This window comes from Ensifer sp. YR511, from assembly GCF_900103045.1.
In the GTDB taxonomy this organism is placed as follows: Bacteria; Pseudomonadota; Alphaproteobacteria; order Rhizobiales; family Rhizobiaceae; genus Ensifer; species Ensifer adhaerens.
Window position 1 is genome coordinate 445,199 of the sequence record NZ_FNGR01000002.1, and the last position, 25,196, is coordinate 470,394.

28 protein-coding genes and 2 tRNA genes are annotated in these 25,196 nt (G+C 62.5%); 18 read left to right on the plus strand and 12 right to left on the minus strand.

The window, feature by feature from the left end; all coding sequences use genetic code 11:
• Positions 1-26 precede the first annotated feature (26 nt).
• Both BLU15_RS06700 and BLU15_RS06705 read right to left on the minus strand, forming a co-directional pair.
• Positions 27-461: a DUF3995 domain-containing protein gene (locus BLU15_RS06700; RefSeq protein WP_090294730.1), complete on the minus strand. Its 435-nt coding sequence runs from the start codon at positions 459-461 to the stop codon at positions 27-29.
• A 34-nt stretch (positions 462-495) separates the two neighbouring features.
• Positions 496-897: a hypothetical protein gene (locus BLU15_RS06705; protein ID WP_113135466.1), complete on the minus strand. Its 402-nt coding sequence runs from the start codon at positions 895-897 to the stop codon at positions 496-498.
• Positions 898-980: 83 nt separating this feature from the next.
• Between BLU15_RS06705 and BLU15_RS06710 the strand changes: the two genes are divergently transcribed.
• Positions 981-1,553, plus strand: a complete 573-nt coding sequence (locus BLU15_RS06710) for a TetR/AcrR family transcriptional regulator (protein WP_089043838.1) — start codon at positions 981-983, stop codon at positions 1,551-1,553.
• Between the two features lie 2 nt (positions 1,554-1,555).
• Here the strand turns inward: BLU15_RS06710 and BLU15_RS06715 are convergent, their stop codons facing one another.
• Complete coding sequence (locus BLU15_RS06715) at positions 1,556-2,104, minus strand: HdeD family acid-resistance protein (protein ID WP_034789210.1); 549 nt, start codon at positions 2,102-2,104, stop codon at positions 1,556-1,558.
• A gap of 146 nt (positions 2,105-2,250) precedes the next feature.
• Between BLU15_RS06715 and betI the strand changes: the two genes are divergently transcribed.
• The 6 genes from betI (at position 2,251) to BLU15_RS06745 (ending at position 9,644) form a co-directional block, all read left to right on the plus strand.
• Positions 2,251-2,853, plus strand: a complete 603-nt coding sequence (gene betI, locus BLU15_RS06720; RefSeq protein ID WP_034789209.1) for a transcriptional regulator BetI — start codon at positions 2,251-2,253, stop codon at positions 2,851-2,853.
• Positions 2,850-4,385 (plus strand): choline-sulfatase, encoded by a 1,536-nt coding sequence (gene betC, locus BLU15_RS06725; protein ID WP_090294732.1) that lies wholly within the window; start codon positions 2,850-2,852, stop codon positions 4,383-4,385. Before betI ends, betC begins: the two co-directional genes overlap by 4 nt.
• A 1-nt stretch (position 4,386) precedes the next feature.
• Complete coding sequence (betB, locus tag BLU15_RS06730; RefSeq protein WP_090294733.1) at positions 4,387-5,850, plus strand: betaine-aldehyde dehydrogenase; 1,464 nt, start codon at positions 4,387-4,389, stop codon at positions 5,848-5,850.
• A 230-nt stretch (positions 5,851-6,080) separates the two neighbouring features.
• A complete protein-coding gene (gene betA, locus BLU15_RS06735; RefSeq protein WP_060603925.1) occupies positions 6,081-7,730 on the plus strand; it encodes a choline dehydrogenase in 1,650 nt (549 codons plus the stop codon).
• A 228-nt stretch (positions 7,731-7,958) separates the two neighbouring features.
• Positions 7,959-8,843, plus strand: coding sequence for a sigma-70 family RNA polymerase sigma factor (locus BLU15_RS06740; RefSeq protein ID WP_309139230.1), 885 nt, complete (start codon positions 7,959-7,961; stop codon positions 8,841-8,843).
• A gap of 165 nt (positions 8,844-9,008) precedes the next feature.
• On the plus strand, positions 9,009-9,644 hold the full coding sequence (locus BLU15_RS06745; protein ID WP_060516274.1) for a flavodoxin family protein: 636 nt from the start codon (positions 9,009-9,011) through the stop codon (positions 9,642-9,644).
• 8 nt (positions 9,645-9,652) lie between these two features.
• On the opposite strand, the gene BLU15_RS06750 is transcribed toward BLU15_RS06745, so the two are convergent.
• Complete coding sequence (locus BLU15_RS06750) at positions 9,653-10,132, minus strand: DUF6644 family protein (RefSeq protein ID WP_090294736.1); 480 nt, start codon at positions 10,130-10,132, stop codon at positions 9,653-9,655.
• The gene (locus BLU15_RS06755; protein ID WP_034789195.1) at positions 10,129-10,518 is read right to left on the minus strand and encodes a DUF6152 family protein; all 390 of its coding nucleotides are present in this window, start codon (positions 10,516-10,518) and stop codon (positions 10,129-10,131) included. Before BLU15_RS06755 ends, BLU15_RS06750 begins: the two co-directional genes overlap by 4 nt.
• 382 nt (positions 10,519-10,900) lie before the next feature.
• On the opposite strand from BLU15_RS06755, the gene BLU15_RS06760 reads away from it, so the two are divergent.
• The 4 genes from BLU15_RS06760 to cysN all read left to right on the plus strand — a co-directional run bounded on the left by BLU15_RS06760 (position 10,901) and on the right by cysN (position 16,305).
• On the plus strand, positions 10,901-12,814 hold the full coding sequence (locus BLU15_RS06760) for a HAMP domain-containing methyl-accepting chemotaxis protein (protein ID WP_090294738.1): 1,914 nt from the start codon (positions 10,901-10,903) through the stop codon (positions 12,812-12,814).
• A gap of 230 nt (positions 12,815-13,044) precedes the next feature.
• Positions 13,045-13,803 (plus strand): phosphoadenylyl-sulfate reductase, encoded by a 759-nt coding sequence (locus BLU15_RS06765; RefSeq protein ID WP_034789190.1) that lies wholly within the window; start codon positions 13,045-13,047, stop codon positions 13,801-13,803.
• A 43-nt stretch (positions 13,804-13,846) separates the two neighbouring features.
• On the plus strand, positions 13,847-14,800 hold the full coding sequence (gene cysD, locus BLU15_RS06770) for a sulfate adenylyltransferase subunit CysD (protein WP_060516276.1): 954 nt from the start codon (positions 13,847-13,849) through the stop codon (positions 14,798-14,800).
• On the plus strand, positions 14,800-16,305 hold the full coding sequence (cysN, locus tag BLU15_RS06775) for a sulfate adenylyltransferase subunit CysN (RefSeq protein WP_060584201.1): 1,506 nt from the start codon (positions 14,800-14,802) through the stop codon (positions 16,303-16,305). Before cysD ends, cysN begins: the two co-directional genes overlap by 1 nt.
• A gap of 130 nt (positions 16,306-16,435) precedes the next feature.
• Here the strand turns inward: cysN and BLU15_RS39470 are convergent, their stop codons facing one another.
• The gene (locus tag BLU15_RS39470) at positions 16,436-16,579 is read right to left on the minus strand and encodes a hypothetical protein (protein WP_090294740.1); all 144 of its coding nucleotides are present in this window, start codon (positions 16,577-16,579) and stop codon (positions 16,436-16,438) included.
• A gap of 490 nt (positions 16,580-17,069) precedes the next feature.
• On the opposite strand from BLU15_RS39470, the gene BLU15_RS06785 reads away from it, so the two are divergent.
• Positions 17,070-17,249: a hypothetical protein gene (locus BLU15_RS06785; protein ID WP_034789185.1), complete on the plus strand. Its 180-nt coding sequence runs from the start codon at positions 17,070-17,072 to the stop codon at positions 17,247-17,249.
• 68 nt (positions 17,250-17,317) lie between these two features.
• On the opposite strand, the gene BLU15_RS06790 is transcribed toward BLU15_RS06785, so the two are convergent.
• Positions 17,318-18,154: a glycosyltransferase family 8 protein gene (locus BLU15_RS06790; RefSeq protein ID WP_090294741.1), complete on the minus strand. Its 837-nt coding sequence runs from the start codon at positions 18,152-18,154 to the stop codon at positions 17,318-17,320.
• Positions 18,155-18,510: 356 nt separating this feature from the next.
• Positions 18,511-18,924 (minus strand): hypothetical protein, encoded by a 414-nt coding sequence (locus BLU15_RS06795; RefSeq protein ID WP_034789415.1) that lies wholly within the window; start codon positions 18,922-18,924, stop codon positions 18,511-18,513.
• Positions 18,925-19,212: 288 nt separating this feature from the next.
• On the opposite strand from BLU15_RS06795, the gene BLU15_RS06800 reads away from it, so the two are divergent.
• Positions 19,213-20,145, plus strand: a complete 933-nt coding sequence (locus BLU15_RS06800; protein ID WP_090294743.1) for a ribose-phosphate pyrophosphokinase — start codon at positions 19,213-19,215, stop codon at positions 20,143-20,145.
• A 208-nt stretch (positions 20,146-20,353) separates the two neighbouring features.
• Here BLU15_RS06800 and BLU15_RS06805 read toward each other — a convergent pair.
• Positions 20,354-20,430, minus strand: a tRNA-Pro gene (locus BLU15_RS06805).
• A 318-nt stretch (positions 20,431-20,748) separates the two neighbouring features.
• On the opposite strand from BLU15_RS06805, the gene BLU15_RS06810 reads away from it, so the two are divergent.
• Entirely contained in the window at positions 20,749-21,186 is a 438-nt protein-coding gene (locus tag BLU15_RS06810; RefSeq protein WP_090294744.1) for a hypothetical protein, read from the plus strand.
• A gap of 63 nt (positions 21,187-21,249) precedes the next feature.
• Here the strand turns inward: BLU15_RS06810 and BLU15_RS06815 are convergent, their stop codons facing one another.
• Entirely contained in the window at positions 21,250-21,432 is a 183-nt protein-coding gene (locus BLU15_RS06815; RefSeq protein ID WP_034801332.1) for a YegP family protein, read from the minus strand.
• A gap of 123 nt (positions 21,433-21,555) precedes the next feature.
• Positions 21,556-21,630 (minus strand) — tRNA-Gln (locus tag BLU15_RS06820).
• Between the two features lie 203 nt (positions 21,631-21,833).
• On the opposite strand from BLU15_RS06820, the gene BLU15_RS06825 reads away from it, so the two are divergent.
• Genes BLU15_RS06825 through BLU15_RS06840 form a run of 4 tightly spaced genes read left to right on the plus strand, consistent with a single transcriptional unit; the run spans position 21,834 to position 24,134 of the window.
• Positions 21,834-22,130: a cupin domain-containing protein gene (locus tag BLU15_RS06825; protein ID WP_089045186.1), complete on the plus strand. Its 297-nt coding sequence runs from the start codon at positions 21,834-21,836 to the stop codon at positions 22,128-22,130.
• Between the two features lie 17 nt (positions 22,131-22,147).
• Complete coding sequence (locus BLU15_RS06830) at positions 22,148-23,071, plus strand: MBL fold metallo-hydrolase (protein WP_090294746.1); 924 nt, start codon at positions 22,148-22,150, stop codon at positions 23,069-23,071.
• Positions 23,072-23,073: 2 nt separating this feature from the next.
• On the plus strand, positions 23,074-23,526 hold the full coding sequence (locus tag BLU15_RS06835; RefSeq protein WP_089045184.1) for a thiol-disulfide oxidoreductase DCC family protein: 453 nt from the start codon (positions 23,074-23,076) through the stop codon (positions 23,524-23,526).
• An 11-nt stretch (positions 23,527-23,537) separates the two neighbouring features.
• Entirely contained in the window at positions 23,538-24,134 is a 597-nt protein-coding gene (locus tag BLU15_RS06840) for a DUF4166 domain-containing protein (protein WP_162731933.1), read from the plus strand.
• Positions 24,135-24,159: 25 nt separating this feature from the next.
• Here BLU15_RS06840 and BLU15_RS06845 read toward each other — a convergent pair whose 3' ends face one another.
• The gene (locus tag BLU15_RS06845; protein ID WP_090294749.1) at positions 24,160-25,068 is read right to left on the minus strand and encodes a DUF1499 domain-containing protein; all 909 of its coding nucleotides are present in this window, start codon (positions 25,066-25,068) and stop codon (positions 24,160-24,162) included.
• Positions 25,069-25,196: the final 128 nt, after the last annotated feature.

Consider the following 25,196-nt stretch of genomic DNA (forward strand, 5'->3'; position numbering starts at 1 on the left):
CATCCTGACCGTCGCGCCAGGATGGTTCAGGCGAGAACAAGCAATGCCAGGTATCCGGCACCGATGACCAGGCAGAGCGGACTGTAGATGCGACGGTCGAGCGTCACGAAGGGCTCCGTGCCGTGGCGTTGGTGGAACGCGGTGGTGAAGGCCAGGAGGCCACGGGCGACGAAGATGACGGCAAGCCCCGCAAGGCCGCCATGGCCGAGGATCGGCGGCAAAAGCCCTGCAAAGACGGGCGTCACGGACAATGGCAGGAGCGCCGCCGCAAAGAGGAGTACGACGACGACCAGCGTCAGCCAGACCGGCGGCATCACCGACCGGTGCTTCGTGCCGACCACCGTGCGGACAAGCGTTTCTTCGTCGTCACAGGGCCAAAGCCCGCCGAACGCCCAGTAGGCATGCAGCCCGGCGATACCGGAAAGAACGAGAAAAAGCAGGATCGCGATTGCCGTTAACATGATGGGTTCCTTGCTTGCCTGTGGGCGGACCGCCTCAAGCGGTCACGGTTGAGGGAGACCCTTTGCCCGACCGCACGCCGATCGCCGCGAGCGCGGCCATGAGGAGAAAGGCCGCCCATTGCGGCGTGGTCGAGAGAGAACCGAGATAGGCAAGCCCGTAGCCGATGAAGAGCACCGCATAGGCGAGATATTGCACGATCACCGCAGCGGCCAGCGGCGCACGGTAACGCCCGTTCACGGCGGCAAACAGCAGGGCGATACTGTTGATCAGGAGGATGGCGCTCGTCGCGTGCCAGAGAAGCGAGACATAGGTTTTAAGCAGCGCCGAGGGGCTGCTTGCAAGCAAAGGCACATGCACCTCCGGCCCGCCGGCAAAGAGATGAATGCCCGTTGTCGCCAGGGACAGGATGCCCGCTGCCAGAAGCCATTTGCTCATGCCTTCGCCTCCAATCTTCACCATACGGCAGCGTATGTACGCGACCTGGTTGCATCAGTCAATACGGTGACGTATGGAAGGCCATGACGACAAAAAGTACCCTCACGAGCGATGATTGGATCAAGGCCGCCTTCCGCGCACTGACGACCGGCGGCGTGCAGGCGATCCGGGCCGAGGCGATCGCCCGCGACCTGAAGGTGAGCAAGGGCTCCTTCTACTGGCATTTCAAGGATGTGCCGGATCTGAAGGCAAAGATGCTTGCCCATTGGGCGCGCGAAGCGACAGACGCGATCATCGCAGAAATCGAAGCCGCGGAAGTAACGGCGCAGGAGCGATTGCGGTTGCTGGTGCATGCCGCGACCGACGAACGCAGCCTTCCCTATGGCGGCTTGCTGACGGACGGCGCGGTCCGCGAATGGGCGCGCTTCGACACCATGGCCGCCATGACCCTTAAGTCCGTCGACGAACGCCGCCTTGGCTACATTGCCGACCTGCTCGGTCATTGCGGATTTTCGTCAAGTGAGAGCCACAGCGGCGCCAGCGCGCTCTACGGCGCGCTGATCGGACTTGAGGCGCTCGCTGCAAACGGTCTTGCCGATCTTCGCGGCGATCTGCTCCGGCTGCTCGAGGCGCTGCTCGGCAGCACCTCGCGCTAAACTCAGCCCTTGGCCAGAACGCCGAAGGCGATCAGCGACAAGCCCTGCATGACGAGGTCGACGGCGAGAAACAGGCCGAGGATCCAGAGGCTGTTGACGGGCCAGCCGGCAGCGATGATCAGGCCGGCCACAAGCGTGACCAGACCGCCGAGTGCAACCCAGCCCCAGCCCTGCAGCGGCCTGAGCTTCAGGCCAACCCAGATGCGGAAGCAACCCGCGACGATCAAGGCGATCGCCATGATAAAGGTGAGGAAGGACGAGGCGAGCACGGGATTGATGAAGGCAAAAAGGCCGGCGATCGTATAGCAGGCGCCGCTCAGGCCCCAGTAGAGCACGCTGTCCCAGCCCTTTACCTGAAAGGCGTGGGCGAGATTGAACAGCCCGCCGACCAGCATGATGATCCCGACATAATAGACGGACGCGACCGTCGCCATCAGCAGATTGCCGAAGGCAAGGCCGCCGCACATGATCAACAGCACGCCGAGGGCGACGAACCACCCCCATTTACCGGCAACCGCTGACTTGTCGGCTCGATCGAATGCGTGGGTCATCTCAACCTCCAGTCCTTTGCAACGCGAGATCGCTAACGCGGGGATTGAGCCGGATTTCTGCACAAAAGGAAAGTGAAAACACAGTCGATTTTTATTGATTGATGAGTCAATCAAAAATAGACTGATCATCGTCAAGGGAGAGACGGATGCCAAAGGTCGGGATGGAACCGGTGCGCCGCAAGGCGCTGGTCGACGCAGCGCTGCGCGTGATCGGCGATCAGGGCACGCTTGCCGTCACCATGTCCGAGATCGCCCGCCACGCCGGCGTTTCCCCTGCCCTTGCCCACCACTATTTCGGCAGCAAGGAACAATTGCTGATCGAGACCATCCGCAGCCTTCTAAGGCAATTGCGCGACGACACGGTGACGGCGCTCCGCACCGTGGCAGGCCCGCGCGAAAGGCTGAGCGCGCTCATCCGCGTCTCCTTCCAGGCAAGCCAGTTCGCCCCTGATACGATCGCCGCCTGGCTTGCCTTTTACTCGGAAGCGCAGCGCTCGGAAGAGGTGCGGCGGCTGCTCGTGGTCTATGCCCGGCGCCTGCGATCCAATCTGCTGGCGAGCCTCAAGACGCTTTGTGCCGATGATGACGCGGAACGCATCGCCGAAGGCGCAGCTGCGATGATCGACGGGCTCTATATCCGCCAGAGTCTGCGCTCCGCGCCGATCAGCATCGAGGCTTCGATCGCGCTCACCGAAGACTATGTCACCTCGCACATCGATCGGCTCACATACCAGGGAACGGCCGCATGACCGCAAGACCGAACATCCTGATCATCATGGTCGACCAGCTGAACGGAAAGTTCTTTCCCGACGGACCGGCCGCGTTCCTGCATGCGCCGCACCTGAAGGCACTCGCCGCCCGCTCGGCCCGGTTCCGCAACAATTACACCTCGTCGCCGCTCTGCGCCCCTGCCCGCGCCTCGTTCATGGCCGGGCAACTGCCGAGCCGCACCCGCGTCTACGACAACGCCGCCGAGTACCAGTCGTCGATCCCGACCTATGCACACCACCTGCGCCGCGCCGGCTACTACACGGCGCTGTCGGGCAAGATGCATTTCGTCGGCCCGGACCAACTGCACGGCTTCGAGGAACGGCTGACGACCGACATCTACCCGGCCGATTTCGGCTGGACGCCGGACTATCGCAAACCCGGCGAGCGCATCGACTGGTGGTACCACAATCTGGGCTCGGTCACCGGCGCCGGCGTCGCCGAGATCACCAACCAGATGGAATATGACGACGAGGTCGCCTTCCTTGCCAACCAGAAGCTCTACCAGCTGTCGCGCGAAAACGATGACGCGGAGCGCCGCCCCTGGTGCCTGACGGTCTCGTTCACCCACCCGCACGACCCTTACGTGGCGCGAAAGATGTTCTGGGACCTCTACGAGGATTGCGAGCATCTGTTGCCCGAGGTCGGCATGCTGCCGGACGACCGGCAGGATCCGCATTCCAAGCGCATCATGCACTCCTGCGACTACGTCAATTTTGACCTGACGGAAGACAACATCCGCCGCTCGCGCCGCGCCTATTTCGCCAACATTTCCTATCTTGACGAAAAAGTCGGCGAACTTCTGGATACGTTGACGCGCACCCGCATGCTCGACGACACGCTGATCCTCTTCTGCTCGGATCATGGCGACATGCTCGGCGAGCGCGGACTGTGGTTCAAGATGAACTTCTTTGAGGGTTCTGCCCGCGTGCCGCTGATGGTCGCCGGCCCCGGCGTCGCAGCCGGCCTGCATCTGGCGCCGACCTCCAATCTCGACGTGACGCCGACGCTTGCCGACCTCGCCGGCATTACCATGGACGAGGTCAAGCCCTGGACCGATGGCATCAGCCTGGTGCCCATGATCAACGGCGAGGAGCGCTCAGAGCCGGTGCTGATGGAATATGCGGCGGAAGCCTCCTACGCGCCGCTGGTCGCCATCCGCGAAGGCAAATGGAAATACATCCACTGTGCGCTCGATCCCGACCAGCTCTACGATCTCGAAGCGGATCCGCTGGAACTGACAAACCTCGCTGCCAATCCCGAAACGCCGGTACAGGCGGCAACCCTGCAGGCGTTCCAGGACATGTGCGCCGCCCATTGGGACATGGAAGGTTTCGATGCGGCCGTGCGCGAAAGCCAGGCCCGGCGCTGGGTGGTCTACGAGGCGCTCAGGAACGGCGCCTATTACCCCTGGGATCACCAGCCGCTGCAGAAGGCATCCGAGCGCTACATGCGCAACCATATGAACCTCGACAATCTCGAGGAATCCAAACGCTATCCGCGGGGAGAATGACATGAAAGCCCAACCGCAAGCCTCGCACTTCATCGACGGCGAATATGTCGAGGACATCGAAGGCACTGTCATCGAGAGCATCTACCCGGCGACCGGCGAAGTGATCGCCCGGCTGCATGCGGCAACGCCGGCGATCGTCGAAAGGGCGATTGCCGCTGCCAAGCGCGCCCAGCCGGAATGGGCGGCTATGAGCCCGACGGCGCGCGGCCGGGTCCTTAAGCGCGCCGCCGAGATCATGCGCGAGCGCAACCGCGAGCTCTCCGAGCTCGAAACGCTCGACACCGGCAAGCCGATCCAGGAGACGATCGTCGCCGATCCGACCTCCGGCGCCGACAGTTTCGAGTTCTTCGGCGGTGTCATCGCCACGGCGCTCAATGGCGACTACATCCCGCTTGGCGGCGACTTTGCCTATACCAAGCGCGTGCCGCTTGGCGTATGCGTCGGGATCGGCGCCTGGAACTATCCGCAGCAAATCGCCTGCTGGAAGGGCGCGCCGGCGCTCGCCGCCGGCAACGCCATGGTCTTCAAGCCCTCGGAAAACACGCCGCTCGGCGCCCTGAAGATCGCCGAAATTCTCGTCGAAGCCGGCCTGCCGAAGGGCCTCTACAATGTCATCCAGGGCGATCGCACCACCGGGCCCCTGCTCGTCAACCATCCCGACGTCGCCAAGGTATCGCTGACAGGCTCCGTTCCGACGGGCAAGAAGGTGGCAGGGGCGGCCGCCGCCGAACTCAAGCACGTCACGATGGAACTCGGCGGGAAGTCGCCGCTGATCGTCTTTGACGATGCCGACCTCGAAAGCGCCATCGGCGGCGCCATGCTCGGCAATTTCTATTCGACCGGGCAGGTCTGCTCGAACGGCACCCGCGTCTTCGTGCACAAGGGCATCAAGGAACAGTTCCTGACGCGGCTCAAAGCCCGCACCGAGGCGATCGTCATCGGCGACCCGATGGACGAGGCAACGCAGCTCGGGCCGATGGTCTCGGCGCCACAGCGCGACAAGGTCTTTTCCTATATCGAGAAGGGCAAGGCCGAAGGTGCGCGACTGGTGACCGGTGGCGGCATCCCGAACGCCGTGAACAGTGAAGGCACCTATATCCAGCCGACGGTCTTTGCCGACGTCACCGACGGGATGACGATCGCCCGCGAGGAGATCTTCGGGCCTGTCATGTGCGTGCTCGACTTCGACGACGAGGCCGAGGTGATCGCCCGCGCCAATGCCACCGAATTCGGCCTTTCGGCCGGCGTCTTCACCGCCGACATTACGCGCGCCCACCGCGTCGTCGACCAGCTGGAGGCCGGTACGCTGTGGATCAACACCTACAATCTCTGCCCGGTGGAAATCCCCTTCGGCGGCTCCAAGCAATCCGGCTTCGGCCGCGAGAATTCGGTCGCGGCGCTCAACCATTATAGCGAGCTGAAGACCGTCTATGTCGGCATGGGGCCGGTGCAGGCGCCGTATTGAGTATTGGGGCTGCGGCCACCCCCCCTTGAGAGGCGGCTGTTTTACCTCCCTCATCCTCGGGCGAGCGTAGCGAGCTCCGGGGATCCAGCAGCGCCACATCGGTGACGCACAAGAGTCTTCAAGCGACAGACGTCGCTTGGCTGGCTTCCTGTGACAGGCACGGGAATGAGGGGCCGAGAGAGCAGCGCAAGACCAGCCGGTTCTAGAGACGCTAGAGAAAGACCACGCTTATGCAGGCAGATTACATCATCATCGGCTCCGGCTCCGCCGGCTCGGCGCTCGCCTATCGCCTCTCAGAAGACGGCAAGAATACCGTCCTGGTACTGGAATATGGCGGAACGGATGCGGGGCCGTTCATCCAGATGCCGGCAGCGCTTGCCTGGCCGATGAGCATGAAGCGCTACAACTGGGGCTATCTGTCTGAGCCTGAGCCGAACCTCAACAACCGCCGCATCACCGCGCCACGCGGCAAGGTGATCGGCGGCTCCTCCTCGATCAACGGCCTCGTCTATGTGCGCGGCCATGCGGAAGACTTCAACCGTTGGGAAGAACTCGGCGCGCGCGGCTGGGCCTATGCGGATGTGCTGCCCTATTTCAAGCGCATGGAAAACAGCCACGGCGGCGAAGCCGGCTGGCGCGGAACCGACGGACCGCTGCACGTTAAACGCGGCCCGGTCCACAATCCGCTGTTCCATGCCTTTATCGAGGCCGGCCAGCAAGCCGGCTTCGAACTCACCGATGACTATAACGGCTCGAAGCAGGAAGGCTTCGGGCTGATGGAGCAGACCGTCTGGCAGGGCCGGCGCTGGTCGGCGGCAAACGCCTATCTGAAGCCGGCGATGAAGCGGCAGAACGTGTCGCTCGTGCGTTGCTTCGCCCGTCGGATCATCATCGAGAACGGCCGAGCGACCGGGGTCGAGATCGAGCGCGGCGGCAAGATCGAGGTCGTCAAGGCCAACCGTGAGGTCGTCGTCTCGGCCTCCTCGTTCAATTCGCCGAAGCTCTTGATGCTCTCGGGCATCGGCCCAGCCGAGCACCTGAAGGACATGGGCATCGAGGTGAAGGTTGACCGACCAGGCGTCGGCGCAAACCTGCAGGACCATATGGAGTTCTATTTCCAGCAGATTTCGACCAAGCCCGTGTCGCTCTATTCCTGGCTGCCCTGGTTCTGGCAGGGCGTTGCCGGCGCGCAGTGGCTGTTCTTCAAGAAGGGCCTCGGCATCTCCAACCAGTTCGAGGCCTGCGCCTTCCTGCGCTCGGCCCCCGGCGTCAAGCAGCCAGATATCCAGTACCACTTCCTGCCGGTGGCGATCAGCTACGACGGCAAGGCGGCCGCCAACACCCACGGCTTCCAGGTGCATGTCGGCTACAACCTCTCGAAGTCGCGCGGCAACGTCACGCTGCGCTCCTCCGATCCGATGGCTGACCCCGTCATCCGCTTCAACTATATGAGCCACCCGGAGGACTGGGAGAAGTTCCGCCACTGCGTGCGCCTCACCCGCGAGATCTTCGGCCAGAAAGCCTTCGACCACTATCGCGGTCCGGAGATCCAGCCGGGCGAGAAAGTCCAGTCGGACGAACAGATCGACGCGTTCCTGCGCGAGCATCTGGAAAGCGCCTACCACCCCTGCGGCACCTGCCGGATGGGTGCCAAGGACGACCCGATGGCGGTGGTCGATCCGGAGACCCGCGTCATTGGTGTCGAAGGCCTTCGTGTCGCCGACAGCTCGATCTTCCCACACGTGACCTACGGCAACTTGAACAGCCCGTCGATCATGACCGGCGAGAAGGCGGCCGACCACATTCTCGGCAAGCAGCCCCTCGCCAGATCGAACCAGGAACCGTGGATCAATCCGCGCTGGCAGGTCAGCGACAGATAGTTTGCCGCAAGGCGAACTTTTTTGCCGGCGACCGACAGCCGCATGTCACATTCGCCGGTGTTATCTTGTCTTGTCTTCTCGAGTGCTTGAGATGAAGGAGACGAAGATGACAGCGAAGCCCGATCCGCATGGGACTGCCGCAGCGGTGATGCCATCATGGCCCCTTGTGCGCGCTAGCCATTTCGTGGCCGGCCGCGCCATATCGCAGCGGGGCGCGTGATGGCCGGGATGACCGACGAAGACGTCAGAACGACCTTCGGCGCGGTACGCCCGCGACTGATCCGCATCGCCTATCGCATGCTGGGCTCCGTCAGCGAAGCCGAAGATGTCGTACAGGAAGCATTCCTGCGCTGGCTGAACGCCGACCGTGCGGCCGTCAAAGAACCATCGGCGTTTCTGGGCCGGATCGTGACACGCCTTTGCCTCAACCAGTTGAAGTCGGCGCGGCGGCGACGCGAAACCTACCTCGGGCCATGGCTGCCGGAACCGGTCGTCGAGCAGTGCGACGAACTCGACGACATTACCCTGCCTCTGATGATGGCACTGGAACGCCTGTCGCCGCTGGAACGAGCGGCCTTCCTGCTGCACGACGTCTTCGGTGTCAGCTTCGATGAAATCGGCGAGACGCTCGGCCGCAAGGCAGCAACCTGCCGTCAACTGGCCAGTCGTGCCCGTGTCAATGTCCGCGAGACCCGCCGCCGATTTGCGATGCCACGGGAACAGGGCATGGAAATCGCCGCCGCCTTCTTTGCCGCTTCCCGTGGCGGCGATTTGCACAAGCTCCGTTCGCTGCTTGCGACCGGCGCGATCGTCTATGCCGACGGCGGCGGCAAGACAGTGGCGCCAAGACGGCCGATCGTCGGAATAGACGAGGTGATAATGCTGCACGCCTCGCTGAGGCTGATCTTTGCCCGGGCGATGTCGCGGCTCGTGCGTTACGAATTCATCAATGGGCTGCCCGGTTTTATCACCATCGAAGGCGGGGTCCTGCAGACCACCGCGATCGAGATCGAGCGGGATAGAATCACCGTCATCTATGTCACGCGCAATCCGGACAAGCTAAAACACCTCCCAGAAGCGCTGACATATCTCGATGCTCCGGCCGTTCATTGAGCGACGGGTGACCGCGCCCTAACGATCGCGCTCCCGCGCACAGGCACCAGAGCCGACAGCTCTGTTGATCGCCCCTGCTCCAACCAAACTTAACCTGCCACGCGCCGAAGGCGCGTGCCTCTACTCGCCCGGCAGGCCCAACACCCAACCATAGGAGACCAAACCATGAGCAACATATGCATTGCCGTCATCTACCACAGCGGATACGGGCACACGGCACGCCAGGCCAGGGCTGTTAAAGCCGGTATCGAGCGCGTCGACGGCGCACAAGGTCTGCTCCTAGCGGTTGAGGATGCACCGGCACGCTGGAACGATCTCCGCTCGGCCGAGGCGATCATTTTCGGCACGCCGACCTATGTCGGAGGCCAGTCAGCCGCGTTCAAGTCATTTCAGGAAGCGAGTTCCAGTGCCGTGATGGCCAAGGGCTACCTTTGGAAAAACAAGTTTGCTGCCGGTTTCACCAACTCGGGAACCGCCTCGGGCGATAAACTCGCGACGCTGATGCAACTTGCTCTCTTTGCTGCCCAGCATGGCATGCACTGGATCAACCTCGACCTACCACCGGCCAACCACTCGACCAAAGGATCACCTGACGATCTCAACCGGCTTGGCTTCTGGCTGGGCGCCGGCGCCCAGTCCTATGTCGACCAGGGCGCCGATCTGGCGCCGCCACCATCCGATCTTGAGACGGCAAGTCATCTCGGCCAACGCGTGGCCGAGACAACGCTGCAGTTCGTGCGAGGAAGAACGGTCGAACAGGAGCCTGCCCTTCCTGCGTGGAGAACGGCAGGCGAGCGATAGGATCAGCGTCAGAGAAAGCCGATCCAGCGGCCGGCGAGCAGAGCACCCAGCCATGTGACCAAGGAGGCAAGCGCCTGCGCACGCAGGCGCAACGCAACCGCTCCCCCTGCGCGCGCGACCGACCAGGCCGTACCCGCGCGGACCGACAGTGCATTGAGCGTTCCGATTGCCAGCAGCGCGAGCTTGGTCAGAAACGCCGGATTGGCGAGATAGGCCGAAGGCCTGACGCTGAAGAGGCAAAAGCCGGTGACGATCGCGATCGCCAGGCCGATCGCAGCCGCTTGCGCCAGAAAGGGTCCAAGCACCGCGACGGGCGCATCACCGACAAGCCCGAGCAGCCTCAGATCAAGCGGTACGATCGCGCCGATGAGCAGGCCGATCGCGAGAATATGAGCCGCGTTGACCACAAGATAGAGGATCGCCGAGCGTCTGAGCGCCGCGCCCACCGGCCAGCCGGCGATCCACTCGACGAGTTCCGCGCCGCTCATCCACCGGCCCGGATGCGTTCCGGATAGATGTCATAGGTCTTGCCGGCGACCGTGATGCGCACCGCCTTCATGCGCTTTTCGTTCGGGTCGAGCGAACGGTTGCCGAGAACGATGATCTCGTCACCGGCCTTGGCCGATCCCTCGACAAAGCCTGAGCGCTCCGTCTGGCGGGGATTGCCGAGTTCGACGTGCCACATGCCATCCGTGGACGACTCCACCTGTAAGGTCGGATGCGGCGGCGCCATCGAGATCTCGCGGATGGTGCCCTTGAGCTCGATCTGGTCGGCCTCGGCCCAGGACCATCCGTGATGGGCATAGGCGCCGGTAACCAGAAGCCCCGTCAGGATGATTGCGACAACGCCACGGCGTGAAATGGCATTCAACATGTCCCTGCTCCTTCGCCTGTTTCGGAGAGGTGGCAGCTTGAACCCGAAGAGCGGTTTGCGAAAGGACGCGGTCTTCAACACTTCTTGAGCATCGCAGACAGCCACCGCCTATGGTTGCGATAATCTTGGGTTGCGCGAACTTTAATCAACAGCTTAAAATTTAGCCATTCTTAATCTCCGGTTGTTATGTCTATATGAGACGGAGTGAACGCTGGGCGAACATGCCATGACGGCAGTTTCGCCGCGTAATATCGCGTGCTCCATCCCATCATCGACATCACTCCCCTGCCAAGGCGAGCTCACTTACCGATGCCTTTGCGGCCGTGCCCGCGGCCATCGGCCGAGGATGATTTGCCTTGCGGGCAACCGCGGAGCGTTATTCATGACAATCAAAGCACGCCTGCTCGTCTGTCTGTCCCTGCTCGCCGTCGCCATGCTGGTCATGATCGTTACGGCCTTCAGTGCGCTGACTTCCATCTCCAAACGCACCGAATCGATTATCGCCGACCGGTTGCTGCCGGTCGACCACTTGAAGACGGTGTCCGACATGTATGCGGTCGAAATCGTCGACACGACCCATAAGGTCCGCAGCGGCGCCCTGGACTGGGCGGCCGGCGCAAAAGCGATCGACACGGCGCTTGCGACCATCGATACGCGCTGGCGCACCTACGAAGCCACACGGCTCACGCCGGAGGAAAAGACGCTGACCGAGATTTTCGACAGGGCGCGCATCGCAAGTGATGCGTCGATCCGCGATCTCGTGCAGATCATGCAACGTCAGGACAAGGCCGAACTCGAACGCTTTGTCGATACCAAGCTCTACTCATCAGTCGATCCCCTCGCCGCGCCAATCAGCGACTTGATCAAGCTGCAGCTTTCCGAGGCTAACGGCGAGCTCGAAGCGGCGAATGCCGAGAAGGACAACCTGACACTCTGGCAAAGCGTGATTGCAGGCTTCGCCCTGCTCATGCTTGGCGCGACCGTCTGGTTCGTCATTGCCGGCCTGCTGCGCCCGCTGACGAGCCTGCGCGAAGCCATGCGCCAGCTTGCCGCCGGCAATCTCAAGGCACTGATCTTCGGCGAAGGTCGCCGCGACGAAATCGGCCAGATGGCCGGCGCTGTCGCCGTCTTCCGAGACAATGCGCTGGAACGCGAGCGGCTGGAGCAAGAGGCCGAAGCCGGTCGTTCGCTGTCGGAACGCGAGCGTGAACAGCGCGAGGCACAGAAGGCGAAAGAGGCGGCCGAGGTCCGGGCGGCAGTCAGCGCGCTCGGCTTTGGTCTCGATCGCCTTGCCGAAGGTGATCTGACCTTCCGCATCGACACGCCGCTTGCAGAACGGCTCGACGCGCTGCGAACCAACTTCAATAGCTCGGTCACCAACCTCGAAGAGGCACTGCGCTCGGTCGGGGAGAATGCCCGCAGCATCAATGCCGGCGCCAGCGAAATCCGCTCCGCCGCCGGCGACCTCTCCAAGCGCACGGAACAACAGGCCGCCTCGGTCGAGGAAACCGCAGCCGCGCTCGACCAGATCGCCACCACCGTCGCCGATGCCAGCCGGCGCGCGGAAGAGGCGGGCACGCTTGTCATCCGCACCCGTGGTGCTGCGGAGAAATCCGGCGAAATCGTCGGCAATGCCGTCACCGCCATGAGCGGCATCGAAGCCTCGTCGCGGGAGATCTCCAGCATCATCGGCGTGATCGACGACATCGCCTTCCAGACGAACCTCCTGGCGCTCAACGCCGGCGTCGAGGCGGCTCGCGCCGGTGAGGCGGGCAAGGGTTTTGCCGTCGTCGCCCAGGAAGTGCGCGAGCTTGCCCAGCGCTCGGCTCAGGCTGCCAAGGAGATCAAGGTGCTGATCGCCACATCCGGCCAGCAGGTCAAATCCGGCGTCACCCTGGTGCGAGAGACCGGCGCGGCACTCGAAAGCATCATCGTCGAGGTCAAGGAGATCAGCAACCACGTGACGGCGATCGTCGAAAGCGCCCGCGAACAGGCAGCCGGCATCCAGCAGATCAATACGGCGGTGAATGCCATCGACCAGGGCACGCAGCAGAATGCGGCGATGGTGGAGCAATCGACCGCCGCCAGCCACAGCCTTGCCCGCGAGGCCGGCGCGCTCAACGACCTCCTGATGCGCTTCAGGACCGGCATCGGCTCTTCGGCAGGACCACGCCTCGTGGCAAGTGGTGCCACGGAAAGTGCAGCCCCCTCGCCCGCACGTGCGTTGACCCGCAAGCTCGCCGGCGCCTATCGCGGCGGCGCGCGACCACAGGAGGACGGCTGGGCGGAGTTCTGACGATCAGGCTTCGGCCGCAAAACAAGGAGACGCGAGCCGCAGGGTTCGCGTCTCTAGCTTTTGCCACATACAGTATTAATCTAGTAAATTACTAGCCTATATTCGGTTTTTCGCTGCTTTTCGATCTGAGAGGCAGATTTGCTCCAAACAAACAGCATTAGAAACCGCTATTTCTGTCCATTGTCCTGTTCGGCTGCGATATTCCGCCCAAGTTGGAACAGGACGCAGCCATGACCACGTCATCCCTCGAAACCACCGCCAAGGCACTGAACGAGAGGCTCGAAAGCCTGGATCTCGCCGGGCGGCTGGCGCTCGTTGCAAGCCTTGAAGGGCGGGCAGTCTTCACGACCTCGCTCGGCATCGAGGATCAGGTGATTACCGCCGCGATCGGCAAGAACAAGCTTGCCGTCGATGTCGTCACGCTTCAGACCGGTCGTCTCTTCGATGAGACCGCGGCGCTGATCGACAAGACGGAAGAAGCCTACGACATCCTGATCAAGCGCTACCATCCGGAAAAGGCCGACATCGACGCCTATGCGGCGCGCTACGGTCTCAACGGTTTCTATGAAAGCGTCGAAGCGCGACATGCCTGTTGCGACGTGCGCAAGCTGAAGCCGCTTGCGCGCGCACTCGAAGGAGCAAGCTTCTGGGTTACCGGGCTGCGCCGCGGCCAGTCGGGCAACCGTGCCTCCACGCCCTTTGCCGAGGCAGATGCCGAACGCGGCCTGATCAAGATCAATCCGCTGGCCGACTGGGACATCGAGACCATCAACAGCTACGTCGCCACGCACGCCGTTCCGGTCAACCCGCTGCACGCCCGCGGCTATCCCTCGATCGGCTGCGAGCCCTGCACCCGCGCCATCAAGCCCGGCGAGCCCGAACGCGCCGGCCGCTGGTGGTGGGAGAACGACGAGAAGCGCGAATGTGGTCTGCATGTTCCCGAGGCCGCCGCAAGCTCCATCATCCCCAATTCGAGCAGCGCCGCCTGAGGCTGGCGCGCTCATCCGAAGACAAATCCTCCCGGAGACTGAAATGCCCCACATCCATCCGGAAACGGAACTGCATAATCCGCAGAGTGCCAAGCCGCCGCTCGATCCGCATCTGAAGGCGCTGGAAAACGAAGCGATCCACATCTTCCGCGAAGTGGCCGCCGAGTTCGAGCGCCCGGTCATGCTTTATTCGATCGGCAAGGATTCCTCGGTTCTCTTGCATCTGGCACGCAAGGCCTTCTATCCCGGCCGCGTTCCCTTCCCGCTGCTGCACGTCAACACCGGCTGGAAATTCGCCGAGATGATCGCGTTCCGCAACGAGATCGTCGAGCGCTACGACCTTGACCTGATCGAGCACGTCAATCCGCGCGGTGCCGCCGAGAACGTCACGCCGTTCACCCACGGTTCGGCGCTCTATACGGACATCATGAAGACCGAGGCACTGCGCCAGGCGCTCGACGCCGGCCAGTTCGATGCTGCCTTCGGCGGCGCGCGTCGCGACGAAGAGGCGAGCCGCGCCAAGGAGCGCATCTACTCCTTCCGCACGCCCGACCACCGCTGGGACCCGCGCAACCAGCGTCCGGAACTCTGGAACGTCTACAACGGCATGATCCGCAAGGGCGAGAGCGTGCGCGCCTTCCCGCTGTCCAACTGGACCGAGGTCGATATCTGGCGCTACATCCAGGCCGAAGACATTCCGATCGTACCGCTCTACTTTGCTGAAAAGCGCCCGATCGTCGAACGCGACGGCATGATGATCCTCGCCGAAGACCCGCGCCTCGAACTTTTGCCTGGCGAGACCAAGCGCGAAGAAGTCATCCGCTTCCGCACGCTCGGCTGCTTCCCGCTGACCGGCGCCATCCGTTCGACCGCGACGACGCTCGACGACATCATCTCCGAACTCGAAACCGCGACCGTTTCCGAACGCCAGGGCCGCGCCATCGACCGTGACCAATCCGGCTCGATGGAAAAGAAGAAGCGCGAAGGATATTTCTGATGACCGCACCCGCAACCGCGAATGCCGTCGAGCACGTTGCAGCTGGCGAAGTTCTCGCTTTCCCGGCGCAGGAGCCGGCGCGCGCCACCCGTGACAGCCGTCCCCTTCGGCTCATCACCTGCGGCTCGGTCGACGACGGCAAGTCGACACTGATCGGCCGCCTGCTCTGGGACACCAAGGCGGTCAAGGAAGACCAGGCAGCGACGCTTCAGCGCGATTCCAAAGGCAAGCAGAACGATCTTGGCCTTCCCGATTTCGCGCTGCTGCTCGACGGGCTGCAGGCCGAGCGCGAACAGGGCATCACCATTGATGTCGCTTATCGCTACTTCTCGACCGACAAGCGCTCGTTCATCGTCGCCGACACGCCCGGTCATGAGCAATATACCCGCAACATGGCGACCGGCGCCTCGACCGCCGATCTCGCCGTGCTGCTCGTCGACGCCCGCGTCGGACTGCTCGAACAGACCCGCCGGCATGCGACGATCGCGACGCTGATGGGCATCAAGCAGTTCGTGCTGGCGGTCAACAAGATCGACCTCACCGACTACAACCGCGCCCGTTTCGAAGAGATCAGCCACGAGTTCCGCGAGCTGGCGCTGTCGCTTGGCGTGCGCCAGGTCATCGCCATCCCGGTCTCGGCGCTAAAGGGCGAGAACGTCGTCTACGACGGCCGCGCCTCGATGCCCTGGTATGACGGCCCGACGCTGATCGAGGTACTGGAGCTGGCAACCACCCGTTCGGCCCAGACCGTTGGTTTCCGCCTGCCGGTGCAGCGCGTCTCGCGGCCCGGCGAAAGCTTCCGCGGCTATCAGGGCACGGTTGCCGGCGGCTCGGTGAAACCCGGCGACAGTGTTGTCATCCTGCCCTCGGGCATGGTTGCCAACGTCACCAAGATCGTCACCTTCGATCTCGTGCGCAACGCAGCGGTCGCCGGCGACGCGATCACGCTCGTGCTCGACCGCCAGGTGGACGTCTCGCGCGGCGACATGATCGTCGCGATCGACAGCCAGCCGCTGACCGGTCTTTCCTTCGACGCCCAGCTCGTCGCGCTGCAAGCCGAAGGCATCCAGCCCGGCAAGCGCTACTGGCTGAAGAGTGGCAGCCGACGCCAGCGCGTCCAGGTGCAGCCGGCAAGCCAGCTTGACCTCCAGACCGGTAAGTGGAACCAGGCCGATCAGCTGCCGATGAACGCCATCGGCAAGGTGCATCTTGCCTTCGACGAGCAGGCGATCTTCGACACCTACGAGCAGAACCGCACCACCGGCGCGTTCATCCTGATCGATCCGGACACCAACAACACGGTGGCGGGCGGCATGATCACCGCCAAGCGCTCGGCGCTCGGCGGCATCCACACGGAAGACGCCCGCGTCATCCTCTCGCTGCCGGCCGACCTTGCCGACCAGCTGATGGCGACCGAACTTTTCGCCGGTCGCCGCGAGGAAGCCGAAGTCCGCCGCGTCTCCGCCGGCAGGGCCGTGGAGATCATCGACGACATCGACGGGTGAGCGACATCGCACGCAGCAAAAAGGGGCCGGAGCGGCCCCTTTTTATTTTGCATGGACGGCTGAGAACCAGTGGTGATCGCCGTGGACGCATTTCGACAGCTTGCCGGAGGCGCAACTCCGCAGGCATCCATCAAAGCTGCTGCTCGATCGCAGGAAGAGTGATCGTCAGCGGCGCAGGATCGGCGTGCTGCCAAAGCTGGTAGCCGACGACGCTGCCAAGAATAGCGGACCAAATGGCGATCTCGCGAAAGTTAAAAATTGGTTCCTTCAACATCTGAGCCTCTCGGGCAAAAACAAGTGTTGATGGAAATATCGCCCCGATTGTTCACGCTGATAAGACACCAATCTGCGAACACGTCGTTTCCATGTGAACAATAAACGGCCTGCGTCGGCGCCGCGATCGCCGAGGTCAAGGTTCCGTTGCGGCGTTATCAAGCCGGAGAGGCGCTGTTTCAAAATGAAACAACGCTGGTAATCGCTTCACCATGACGCAAGCCTCGCGCGATCACGACTATCAATCCAACGCCGCATTCGTAACTTGGCGCGTCGATCATGAGGATCGATAGGGCTGTTTCACCGTTTCCGAACGCCGTGGGACAGTCCGCCTGACTATGGACTAATGAAACCGGACGCGACGTTCGCCTTCACCCCCTCGCCCGGAACATTTGCATCGACGGTCGCGCACCCTGCGGTGGACAGAACCGCTCTCCTCGGCGTATCTGGGCGGCCTTGGCGCAAGAATGCCGAATCAGGGAGACGACAGGGTGAGCACCGACAAGCAACCGGAAACCACCGTAAAGGTCGAGAAACGCATCAACGGCAAATGGTGCTTCGTCATCAAGTTCCGCGGCGTCACCTACCCCGCCCAAGGCAACTTCACGTCGATGCTGGAGGCACAGGCCGCCGCGCAATCCGTGCTGAACGGCCTGGAAAAGCGGGGCTGACCGAGCGCATGGCGGGCGGCGGTGCTATGCGGCCCGCACCGCACCGCCCCTACACAAGTCAAGCGCAGCTACCGAGCAAACGCCGAGAGCCACTGCCACTTCTTTCTGATCGATAGCAGCAGCGTGCGAATGCGCCGGTCGCGATTTGTGATTAGTCGCGCCGAACGCCAGGGCGTTTGTTTCCGGTACTCCAGAAACGTCGCCTTCTCCGGGTGCTCGCATTCTTTCGTGTTCGGCTTGGCGTGAGTGAAGTGCACGATGGAAGCTTGAGAATAGTCTTCCCACCCCTTCTGCGCATTCCAGTGGCCGGGGAGATGAACGAAATTCCCTTCGGTCGTAAGGTTCAGTACGTCCTGATCCAAGAAATCGAACGAACGCGCCTGAAGCAGCCTGGCAATGCGAGCCGTGTAGTCCTGCGCGTTCCAGGCATCGATATCGACCAGCAGGACTCCCGCGTTGAAGTAGGGTGTGTTCGCCTCTCGGCCGAGCGACGGATTGAAACGCGTCGGGTCATCATAGGGAACGGCTGCAACGGCCCTGCCCTCAAACGACAGATCGGCCAGTGGTGCCAGGCTCTTTTTGATCAGCGTGTCAGCGTCCAGGTAGAGCAGACGGTCGTGCCGGTCGGCTAGCAATTCCGGCAGATACAGTCGAGCGTAGGTAGCGCGGCTCCAGTAGCTCGTCGTCTTCAGGCCTGAGATTTTTGAGAGAATGTCGCCTTCGACATCGATGAAGCACAGCTTCCGTTTGGCACAGGCTTGCAGCATCTCCTTGTCGGACGCCCGCAGCCCGTCACCTAGGATAAAGACCTGCGCATCTGGAATGCCACCGTTCTTTTCGAACGAGTAAAGCATGACACCCGCGAGTTCCGCGAAGCGCCTGTCGATCGAGCATGCAACAATCATTTAAAGTCAATTTCAGCAATGCAACGCGCAGCCACAGGGCCGCATGCAGTGTCCAGGCCAAAAGCAAGATCTCGCTCGACCGGACATACCGGTAGACGCTTTGATTGCTTTCATTTGAAATGGCGTGACCCTCGCCAAGCGAGGGCCACGCTCATGGTGTCGCGCAATATGCGACGGAAGTATCAATGAAATTAATAGGTCATCTCTTACCCGAAAACACGCGGATGCACTGGTGTGCTTCTCTTCATGGCGAATGACTTCGCACACCATGCTTCCGCGTCAAGTGGGCAGAGCAGATAATAGTTGTTTGTCCGCAGAATCTCGCGCAGATCGTGTAAAAGACCTGCGCGCGGCACCTATTCGGTCGCGGACCGGATGATGTTGCAAAGGCCTTCCTGCACCACCTGCTTGGTGGCCACCTGCCCCACCTGAATATCAAACATCGCATCAACCCGCGTGCCTGAACCGCGCTTGCGGGCGACGACTCGCAATGTCTGCAGCCGCCCGGAGCCTGCCGTATCCTGATAAGCTTCGATGGTTCCGAGTGCCTTGTTGATCTCGATCCCGGAAAAGCCTTCCGCCGCGACGCCCCGCGCCATCCGCTGCAGAGCGGTCTCGGGCTTCAGCTTCGGGAACTCCTGCCAGGTCTTATAGAAAACAGGCGTCACCAGCGGAACGCCGCTCGCCTTGAAATTCTTCTCGCAGCTCTGCGCCGCCGCCACCGAATGGCCGGCCACCAGCAGAACCGTCGCAATGGAAAGATGCTTGATCGACATTCGCGTTCCCCGTCGTCCGTGATTGAATGGCGGGAACCTAGAGGCTTCGCCCGCATGCCGACAGAGCAACCCCGTTGCGAATACACCTCTATTCGACCAACGGCTTTTAAGCGGCGACGAACGACATTTGCGCAGACATTAAGGCACCGGAGTGCAGCGTCGCGAATAGCCATCTCAAACAACCCAAACCGGTTGCGTCACAAAAATGTGCAGCACTGGTTGTGAATCCACCGGCGAGGCTCTAAAGCTGCCTCAAAGGCTCCCTGTAACAGGATTGCGCTCATGAAGCTGGTGACCGGTAACTCCAACCGCGCCCTTGCCGAAGCCATTGCCAGATATCTCAATCTTCCCCTCACGGACTGTACGGTCGGGCGCTTCGCCGACCAGGAAGTCAACGTTCAACTTCACGAGAACGTGCGCGGCGAGGATGTCTATATCCTCCAGTCGACCAGTGCTCCTGCCGACGGCAACCTCATGGAACTGTTGATCCTGACCGATGCGCTGCGCCGTTCGTCTGCGCGCCGGATCACCGCCGTCATCCCCTATTTCGGCTATGCCCGTCAGGACCGCCGCGCCACCGGCCGCACACCGATTTCGGCGAAGCTGGTCGCCAACATGATCGCCGGCGCGGGTGTTAATCGCGTTATGACGCTCGATCTGCATACGGACCAGATTCAGGGCTTTTTCGATATCCCGACCGACAACCTTTATTCGGCGCCGGTGACGACCCGCGACATCAAAGAGCGCTACGACGTCGGGAATCTCATGATCGTTTCGCCTGACGTCGGCGGCGTGGCGCGGGCTCGCGGCATCGCCAAGCGCATTGGCACCGATCTTGCGATCGTCGACAAGAGGCGCCCCCGCGCCGGCGTGTCGGAGGTCATGAACATCATTGGTGACGTCTTCGGGAAGACCTGCCTCTTGATCGACGACATCATCGATAGCGGCGGGACCTTGATCAATGCGGCTGACGCCTTGCTGGAAGCGGGCGCCAGAGAGGTCTCGGCATACATCACCCACGGCGTGCTTTCCGAGGGGGCTTGCGAGCGTATTGGCGCCAGCAACCTCAGGGAACTGGTGCTGACCGATTCCATTCAAGACACCGAATCGCAACGCCAGACCGCCAACATCCGCCGCGTCACCGTCGCGCCGCTGCTCGGAGAAGCCCTTGCCCGAACCGCGCGAGAGCAAAGCGTTTCAAGCCTTTTCGACTGAACCACGCGAACAGTGCAAAGCCGTTTCGATTGAGCCAGGCGGCGTTTGCCGGTGAGAAAAGACGTAATCCGCCCGCTCATCCGAAAAGACCACAGCGTCACGCGGCGCAAGATACAAATGCATATAGAAGTGATGATTGAAGCAGTCCGCAGTCGATCCGCGCTTTGGCGCATATTTCGGGAAAGATCGGCTAAGCGGTTGATTTGGCTGGTCGGAGTGGCAAGATTCGAACTTGCGACCCCCACGTCCCGAACGTGGTGCGCTACCAGACTGCGCTACACTCCGTGACCAGCGGCGCCTCTATAGAACAGGCATTTTGATTTCACAAGCGCCTATCTCGAAAAACATTGCGCCTTTTCCAAAAAAATCGTGACGGTGGAAAACGTAGGCGCGAAATGGCCCTGGTCGGCGCCAACGGCGCCCCGGAGATGCGCGTGATAGGGACTTTCTGCAACGCTTCATAATTTCCTGGAACAGGAACCGCTGCGTGCATTTCCTTTCGTCTCTTTTGGCGCTAGAGGCTCAACGGAAAGCGCGGAAAGCCAGGGGATACGGGCTTCCGTGCCATGCCGATTTCAGAACGAGAGCCAAAGGGGCAGAAACATGAACTTCCGCATGATGACGGTGGCGGGCCTCGCGCTCGTGCTCGCCGGCTGCACGACGACCGGGACGGGGATTTCCAGGAACGCAGTCGAAGCCCGTTGGCTCGGCCAGCCGGCCGGCGGCTTCTTCGCCCAGTACGGTCCGCCGATCTCCGACGTCGAAAGCGGCAGCTCCACGGTCTATAGCTGGAAGGGCGGCTACAAGACCCGCAAGATCCCGGCGCAGTACGAAACCGCCAAGGACGGCAAGCGCGGCAAGCGCATTTCCTCGGCGCGCACCGAGTATCTGAGTTGCGCGGTGCAACTGACCGTCTCGTCCGACTACGTCATCCGCTCGATCCACATTGCCGGCGACCGCAAGCGTGCCGAAGGCCCGAGCTGGTGCGAAGAGTTCCTCGGCGCCCCGGCCCAGACCAAGCCGGCGGCAACCGCAGGCTAAACCAACAAACAAAAAACCCGCCGGTGAAAATCGGCGGGTTTTTTCTAGGGGATTGCGTCGAACTCAGCCGGCGCTGTTGTCCTCGACGGGCGCGTCGGGACCGTTCTTCTTGATCGAGTCGATGGCGTTCTGCGCGCTGGCCTTGGTCTTGTAGCCCTCGGTCGAGAACATCACTTCGCTGTTGTACTTGAAGCGAACACGGAACTCGCCAGCCTTGTCTTTGTAGATTTCGAATTTGTGAGCCATCTTCTCCCTCACACATGTTGGAATCAACGAAACTAGCGTGTCAGTTGCAAGATGACTTGACAAGAGTGCATGCAAATCCGGCGCGCGATCGCCCGCCCAATGGATCAACTGCCTGGAAAAATGTGGCTGGGGCGCCAGGATTCGAACCTGGGAATGCCGGTACCAAAAACCGGTGCCTTACCGCTTGGCGACGCCCCAACGGATTGACGGGACAATACGTCCGCCAAATCGAGCGCCTGATTATCAAAGCTCGCCGCCCGTCACAATCACTAAGTTGGCACTAAGTTGAATTTTCGGCGGATTTGTTGGCGACGACGCCGAAGGGCGCGCGCCGTGGGTACCGGATGTACCCTTCCCTTCGCTGACCGCACCTCCTATTGTCCCGGCAGATGGAGAATTTCATGAGCCAGTTTCGCGCCCGCCCCCCTGCCGTTCCAACCGTACTCGTCGACGACACGGTCGTCAGGATCACCCGTTGGGATTTCGAGCCCGGCGCCGACACCGGTCACCATGTGCACGGGCTCGGCTATGTGGTGGTGCCGATGACCGACTGCCAGTTCCTGCTCGAGGAAGAGGCGGGCAGCCGGCGGGTCGATATCGCCAAGGGTGCCGCCTACCGCCGTGAGGCGGGCATGGCTCACAACGTCGTCAATGCCGGCAACGAGCCGATGTCGTTCATCGAGATCGAATACAAGTGAAATCCAGGAAGAGACGCATGCAGGGCCCGGACTTCGATCTCGATTTCAAGCCGGCCCATGGCGAGGCCGTGACGGTTGCGGACGATGTGCAGCGCATCACGGTCAACAATCCCGGCCCTTTCACCTTTCACGGAACCAACTGCTATATCGTCGGAAGACGTTCCGTTGCCGTCATCGATCCCGGTCCCGATGACGAGGCGCATTTCCAGGCGCTGATGGCGGCGCTCGCCGGCCGCGAGGTCACCCATATCGCCGTCAGCCACACGCATCGCGACCACTCGCCGCTGGCGCGCCGGCTGAAGGCTGCCACAGGTGCGGTGGTCGTCGGCGAAGGCCCGCATCGCTCCGCCCGTCCCTTGCATGCGGGCGAGAGCAATCCTTTCGCCGAGAGTTCCGACATGGAGTTCGTCCCCGATCTCGGGCTTGCCGACGGCGGGCGCATCGAGGGCGACGGCTGGAGCCTGACGGGGCTTGCCACGCCCGGCCATACGGCCAACCATATGGCCTTCGCGCTCGATGGCACCGGCATTCTCTTTTCCGCCGACCACGTCATGGCCTGGGCGACGACGATCGTCGCGCCGCCCGATGGCGCCATGGCCGATTACATGGCCTCGCTCGAAAAGCTGCTTTCCCGCGACGAGCATCTCTACCTGCCCGGCCATGGCGGACCTGTGATCGCGCCTGCCTCCTTCCTTCGCGGCCTGCGCGCCCACCGCAAGATGCGCGAGCGTGCCGTGCTCGAACGCATCCGCGCCGGCGACAGCCATATCCCTGACATGGTCAAGGTCATCTATGCGTCCACCGACGTGCGGCTGCATGGGGCGGCGGCACTTTCGGTGCTCGCCCATCTCGAAGACCTGATCGAACAGGGACGGATCGAAACCGATGGCCCGCCCTCGCTTCTCGGCGCCTACCGGCTGGCGCCCGGCGGAGCGGGCTGATCATGCGGCGCGAGGCCTACAGCTATCGCAATGATGCTTCCGTGCCCACCTTTGCCGACGACAAGCCGGTGATCGTCTTCGACGGCGAATGCATCTTTTGTTCCGGCTGGGTGCGCTTTCTGCTTCGCCACGACCGACGGGCGCAATATCGCTATTTGACAGCACAGTCGCCGCTAGGCCAAGCGCTCTACCGGCACTACGGGCTCGATACCGTCCATTTCGAGAGCAACATGCTGATCGAGGACGGCATCGCCCGCGTCAAATCCGACGGATCGATCCGCACGCTTGCGCGGCTGGGTCTGCCGTGGTCGCTCGCCAACATCTGCCGGATCCTGCCCGCTGTCCTTCGCGATCCGCTCTATGATCTCGTGGCGAGAAACCGCTACCGCATCGCCGGCCGCCGCCAGAGCTGCATGGTGCCGACGCCTGAGGAGCGTGGGCGCTTCATCGCATGACGATGGAAGACATGGTCCAAAAACAGAGCCTTTACCGCCAGATCCTCGGCCGGCAATGGAACCACCTGCCCGCGTCGATCCGCGCCCTGCACCACCTGTCAGAGGGGCATGCCACCTTTCGCGGACGTGCGGTCATCGAGCGCGGCAGCTCGATAGGGGCTCGGCTCGTCGCCTCCATGCTCGGCTTTCCCGGTGCAGGCGCTGACGTCCCTGTTGAAATCCACTTCGCATGCAGCAGTGGTCGGGAAGTCTGGACCCGACGCTTCGGTGGGAAAGTCCTGCGCAGCTCGCAACGGAAGGCCGAGAGGCGGAACGAACCACTGCTCGCGGAAGATTTCGGACCGTTCCGTGTCCTGTGCGCGCTTGAGCCCGCCGAAAACCGCCTGCATCTCTCGGTTCGCGCCTGGTCCTTTCTCGGCCTTCCGCTTCCTTTACTGCTTGCGCCGGGTGGCCGGACGTTCGAGGAGGATCGTGACGGCCTGTTTCATTTCCACGTGGAGGTCGCAAGCCCGTTGACCGGCCTGATCGTGCGTTATCGCGGCTGGCTACGGCCAGCGGGCGAGCCGACAGCCGACTTGGGTGGTCGCAAAGCCCTCGTAGACGAATGACGTTTTCTGGCGGGCACTCCGCCGATCAGTCGCCGGCAATGCCCAACAGCTCGGCATCGAGCGCCCGCAGGAATTGATCGGCGAAGGCGGCGCCCATGCCGAGATCATGAGGCCCGTAACGCGAGGCGACGCGCAGGTCGACGAAGGTGGTCTCCGCCTCTTCGCGCAGCCGGATCAATACATCGAAACGAAAACCCGCGATCAGCGTGCGCCACTCGCCCTGCAGCACGACATCGCTGGCGCGGCGCCCTGCAATCGCGCCTTCGAGAGCCATCTCCGGGCGCGCCGCCGGAACGGGTACATTTTCCGGTTCGGCGTTCGTATCCGCGCCCGCATTCGGCCGTACTGCCAGATCCTCCAGATCGGCGCGGGCGTTCTCGACACCAAGTTCTTCGGTGATGCCGACGCGGCTCTGTTCGATGACGTTGCGCACCCCCTGATAGACGCGGTCGAGTGCGCCATCGTAGCGCCGGCCGGTCAGAGCCGGATAGGCGAGGATCTGCGCTTCACGGTCCTGAGGCGTTACCGCCGCCTTGCGCTTCAGCCAGCTCTCTTCCGCCTGCGGCACCTTGAGCCACGGCGGCGGCGTCACCGTATCCGTGCTGACGTCGTAGATTTCCGGGCGGGTCAGATATTGGACGACGCCATAGCCGATAAAGCCGAGCGTCGGCGCGGCGTAGACAAGCGCCGCAGCAGACGCCAGGCCACCAATCGCCGCAACCTGCCACAAGCGCGCCAACCCGACGACGGCAAACAGCACGCCCATCAGCGCAAAGACGCCGGCGAGGCCGACAAGGGCGAGGAAATGCGGTGTCGTCAGCGGACCGAAGCGGTGCGCCAGCAGCGAGAGCGCAAAGAGCAGGAACGAGACACGGGCGAAGCGGCGCGCCCAGTGGGCTGCAAAGGAATAGGGGCGCTCGTACCGGACCATCATATAGTTGAATCAATTCCCTGCCGCGAAACAGACCGCATTCTTAGATCATGCCCCGAGCCGAGGGAACAGGCAATGCGGCAGTCCGCCACCGCGCTCCGGGCCTACCTTACAGTTCGCCGCAAAATCGC

What these genes read in the sequence shown, in the direction of transcription:
- BLU15_RS06700 (WP_090294730.1), bottom strand. Translation starts at nt 461, where the DNA reads ATGTTAACGGCAATCGCGATCCTGCTTTTTCTCGTTCTTTCCGGTATC.
- BLU15_RS06705 (WP_113135466.1), bottom strand. Translation starts at nt 897, where the DNA reads ATGAGCAAATGGCTTCTGGCAGCGGGCATCCTGTCCCTGGCGACAACG.
- BLU15_RS06710 (WP_089043838.1), top strand. Translation starts at nt 981, where the DNA reads ATGACGACAAAAAGTACCCTCACGAGCGATGATTGGATCAAGGCCGCC.
- BLU15_RS06715 (WP_034789210.1), bottom strand. Translation starts at nt 2,104, where the DNA reads ATGACCCACGCATTCGATCGAGCCGACAAGTCAGCGGTTGCCGGTAAA.
- betI (WP_034789209.1), top strand. Translation starts at nt 2,251, where the DNA reads ATGCCAAAGGTCGGGATGGAACCGGTGCGCCGCAAGGCGCTGGTCGAC.
- betC (WP_090294732.1), top strand. Translation starts at nt 2,850, where the DNA reads ATGACCGCAAGACCGAACATCCTGATCATCATGGTCGACCAGCTGAAC.
- betB (WP_090294733.1), top strand. Translation starts at nt 4,387, where the DNA reads ATGAAAGCCCAACCGCAAGCCTCGCACTTCATCGACGGCGAATATGTC.
- betA (WP_060603925.1), top strand. Translation starts at nt 6,081, where the DNA reads ATGCAGGCAGATTACATCATCATCGGCTCCGGCTCCGCCGGCTCGGCG.
- BLU15_RS06740 (WP_309139230.1), top strand. Translation starts at nt 7,959, where the DNA reads ATGACCGACGAAGACGTCAGAACGACCTTCGGCGCGGTACGCCCGCGA.
- BLU15_RS06745 (WP_060516274.1), top strand. Translation starts at nt 9,009, where the DNA reads ATGAGCAACATATGCATTGCCGTCATCTACCACAGCGGATACGGGCAC.
- BLU15_RS06750 (WP_090294736.1), bottom strand. Translation starts at nt 10,132, where the DNA reads ATGAGCGGCGCGGAACTCGTCGAGTGGATCGCCGGCTGGCCGGTGGGC.
- BLU15_RS06755 (WP_034789195.1), bottom strand. Translation starts at nt 10,518, where the DNA reads ATGTTGAATGCCATTTCACGCCGTGGCGTTGTCGCAATCATCCTGACG.
- BLU15_RS06760 (WP_090294738.1), top strand. Translation starts at nt 10,901, where the DNA reads ATGACAATCAAAGCACGCCTGCTCGTCTGTCTGTCCCTGCTCGCCGTC.
- BLU15_RS06765 (WP_034789190.1), top strand. Translation starts at nt 13,045, where the DNA reads ATGACCACGTCATCCCTCGAAACCACCGCCAAGGCACTGAACGAGAGG.
- cysD (WP_060516276.1), top strand. Translation starts at nt 13,847, where the DNA reads ATGCCCCACATCCATCCGGAAACGGAACTGCATAATCCGCAGAGTGCC.
- cysN (WP_060584201.1), top strand. Translation starts at nt 14,800, where the DNA reads ATGACCGCACCCGCAACCGCGAATGCCGTCGAGCACGTTGCAGCTGGC.
- BLU15_RS39470 (WP_090294740.1), bottom strand. Translation starts at nt 16,579, where the DNA reads ATGTTGAAGGAACCAATTTTTAACTTTCGCGAGATCGCCATTTGGTCC.
- BLU15_RS06790 (WP_090294741.1), bottom strand. Translation starts at nt 18,154, where the DNA reads ATGATTGTTGCATGCTCGATCGACAGGCGCTTCGCGGAACTCGCGGGT.
- BLU15_RS06800 (WP_090294743.1), top strand. Translation starts at nt 19,213, where the DNA reads ATGAAGCTGGTGACCGGTAACTCCAACCGCGCCCTTGCCGAAGCCATT.
- BLU15_RS06810 (WP_090294744.1), top strand. Translation starts at nt 20,749, where the DNA reads ATGAACTTCCGCATGATGACGGTGGCGGGCCTCGCGCTCGTGCTCGCC.
- BLU15_RS06815 (WP_034801332.1), bottom strand. Translation starts at nt 21,432, where the DNA reads ATGGCTCACAAATTCGAAATCTACAAAGACAAGGCTGGCGAGTTCCGT.
- BLU15_RS06825 (WP_089045186.1), top strand. Translation starts at nt 21,834, where the DNA reads ATGAGCCAGTTTCGCGCCCGCCCCCCTGCCGTTCCAACCGTACTCGTC.
- BLU15_RS06830 (WP_090294746.1), top strand. Translation starts at nt 22,148, where the DNA reads ATGCAGGGCCCGGACTTCGATCTCGATTTCAAGCCGGCCCATGGCGAG.
- BLU15_RS06835 (WP_089045184.1), top strand. Translation starts at nt 23,074, where the DNA reads ATGCGGCGCGAGGCCTACAGCTATCGCAATGATGCTTCCGTGCCCACC.
- BLU15_RS06840 (WP_162731933.1), top strand. Translation starts at nt 23,538, where the DNA reads ATGGTCCAAAAACAGAGCCTTTACCGCCAGATCCTCGGCCGGCAATGG.
- BLU15_RS06845 (WP_090294749.1), bottom strand. Translation starts at nt 25,068, where the DNA reads ATGATGGTCCGGTACGAGCGCCCCTATTCCTTTGCAGCCCACTGGGCG.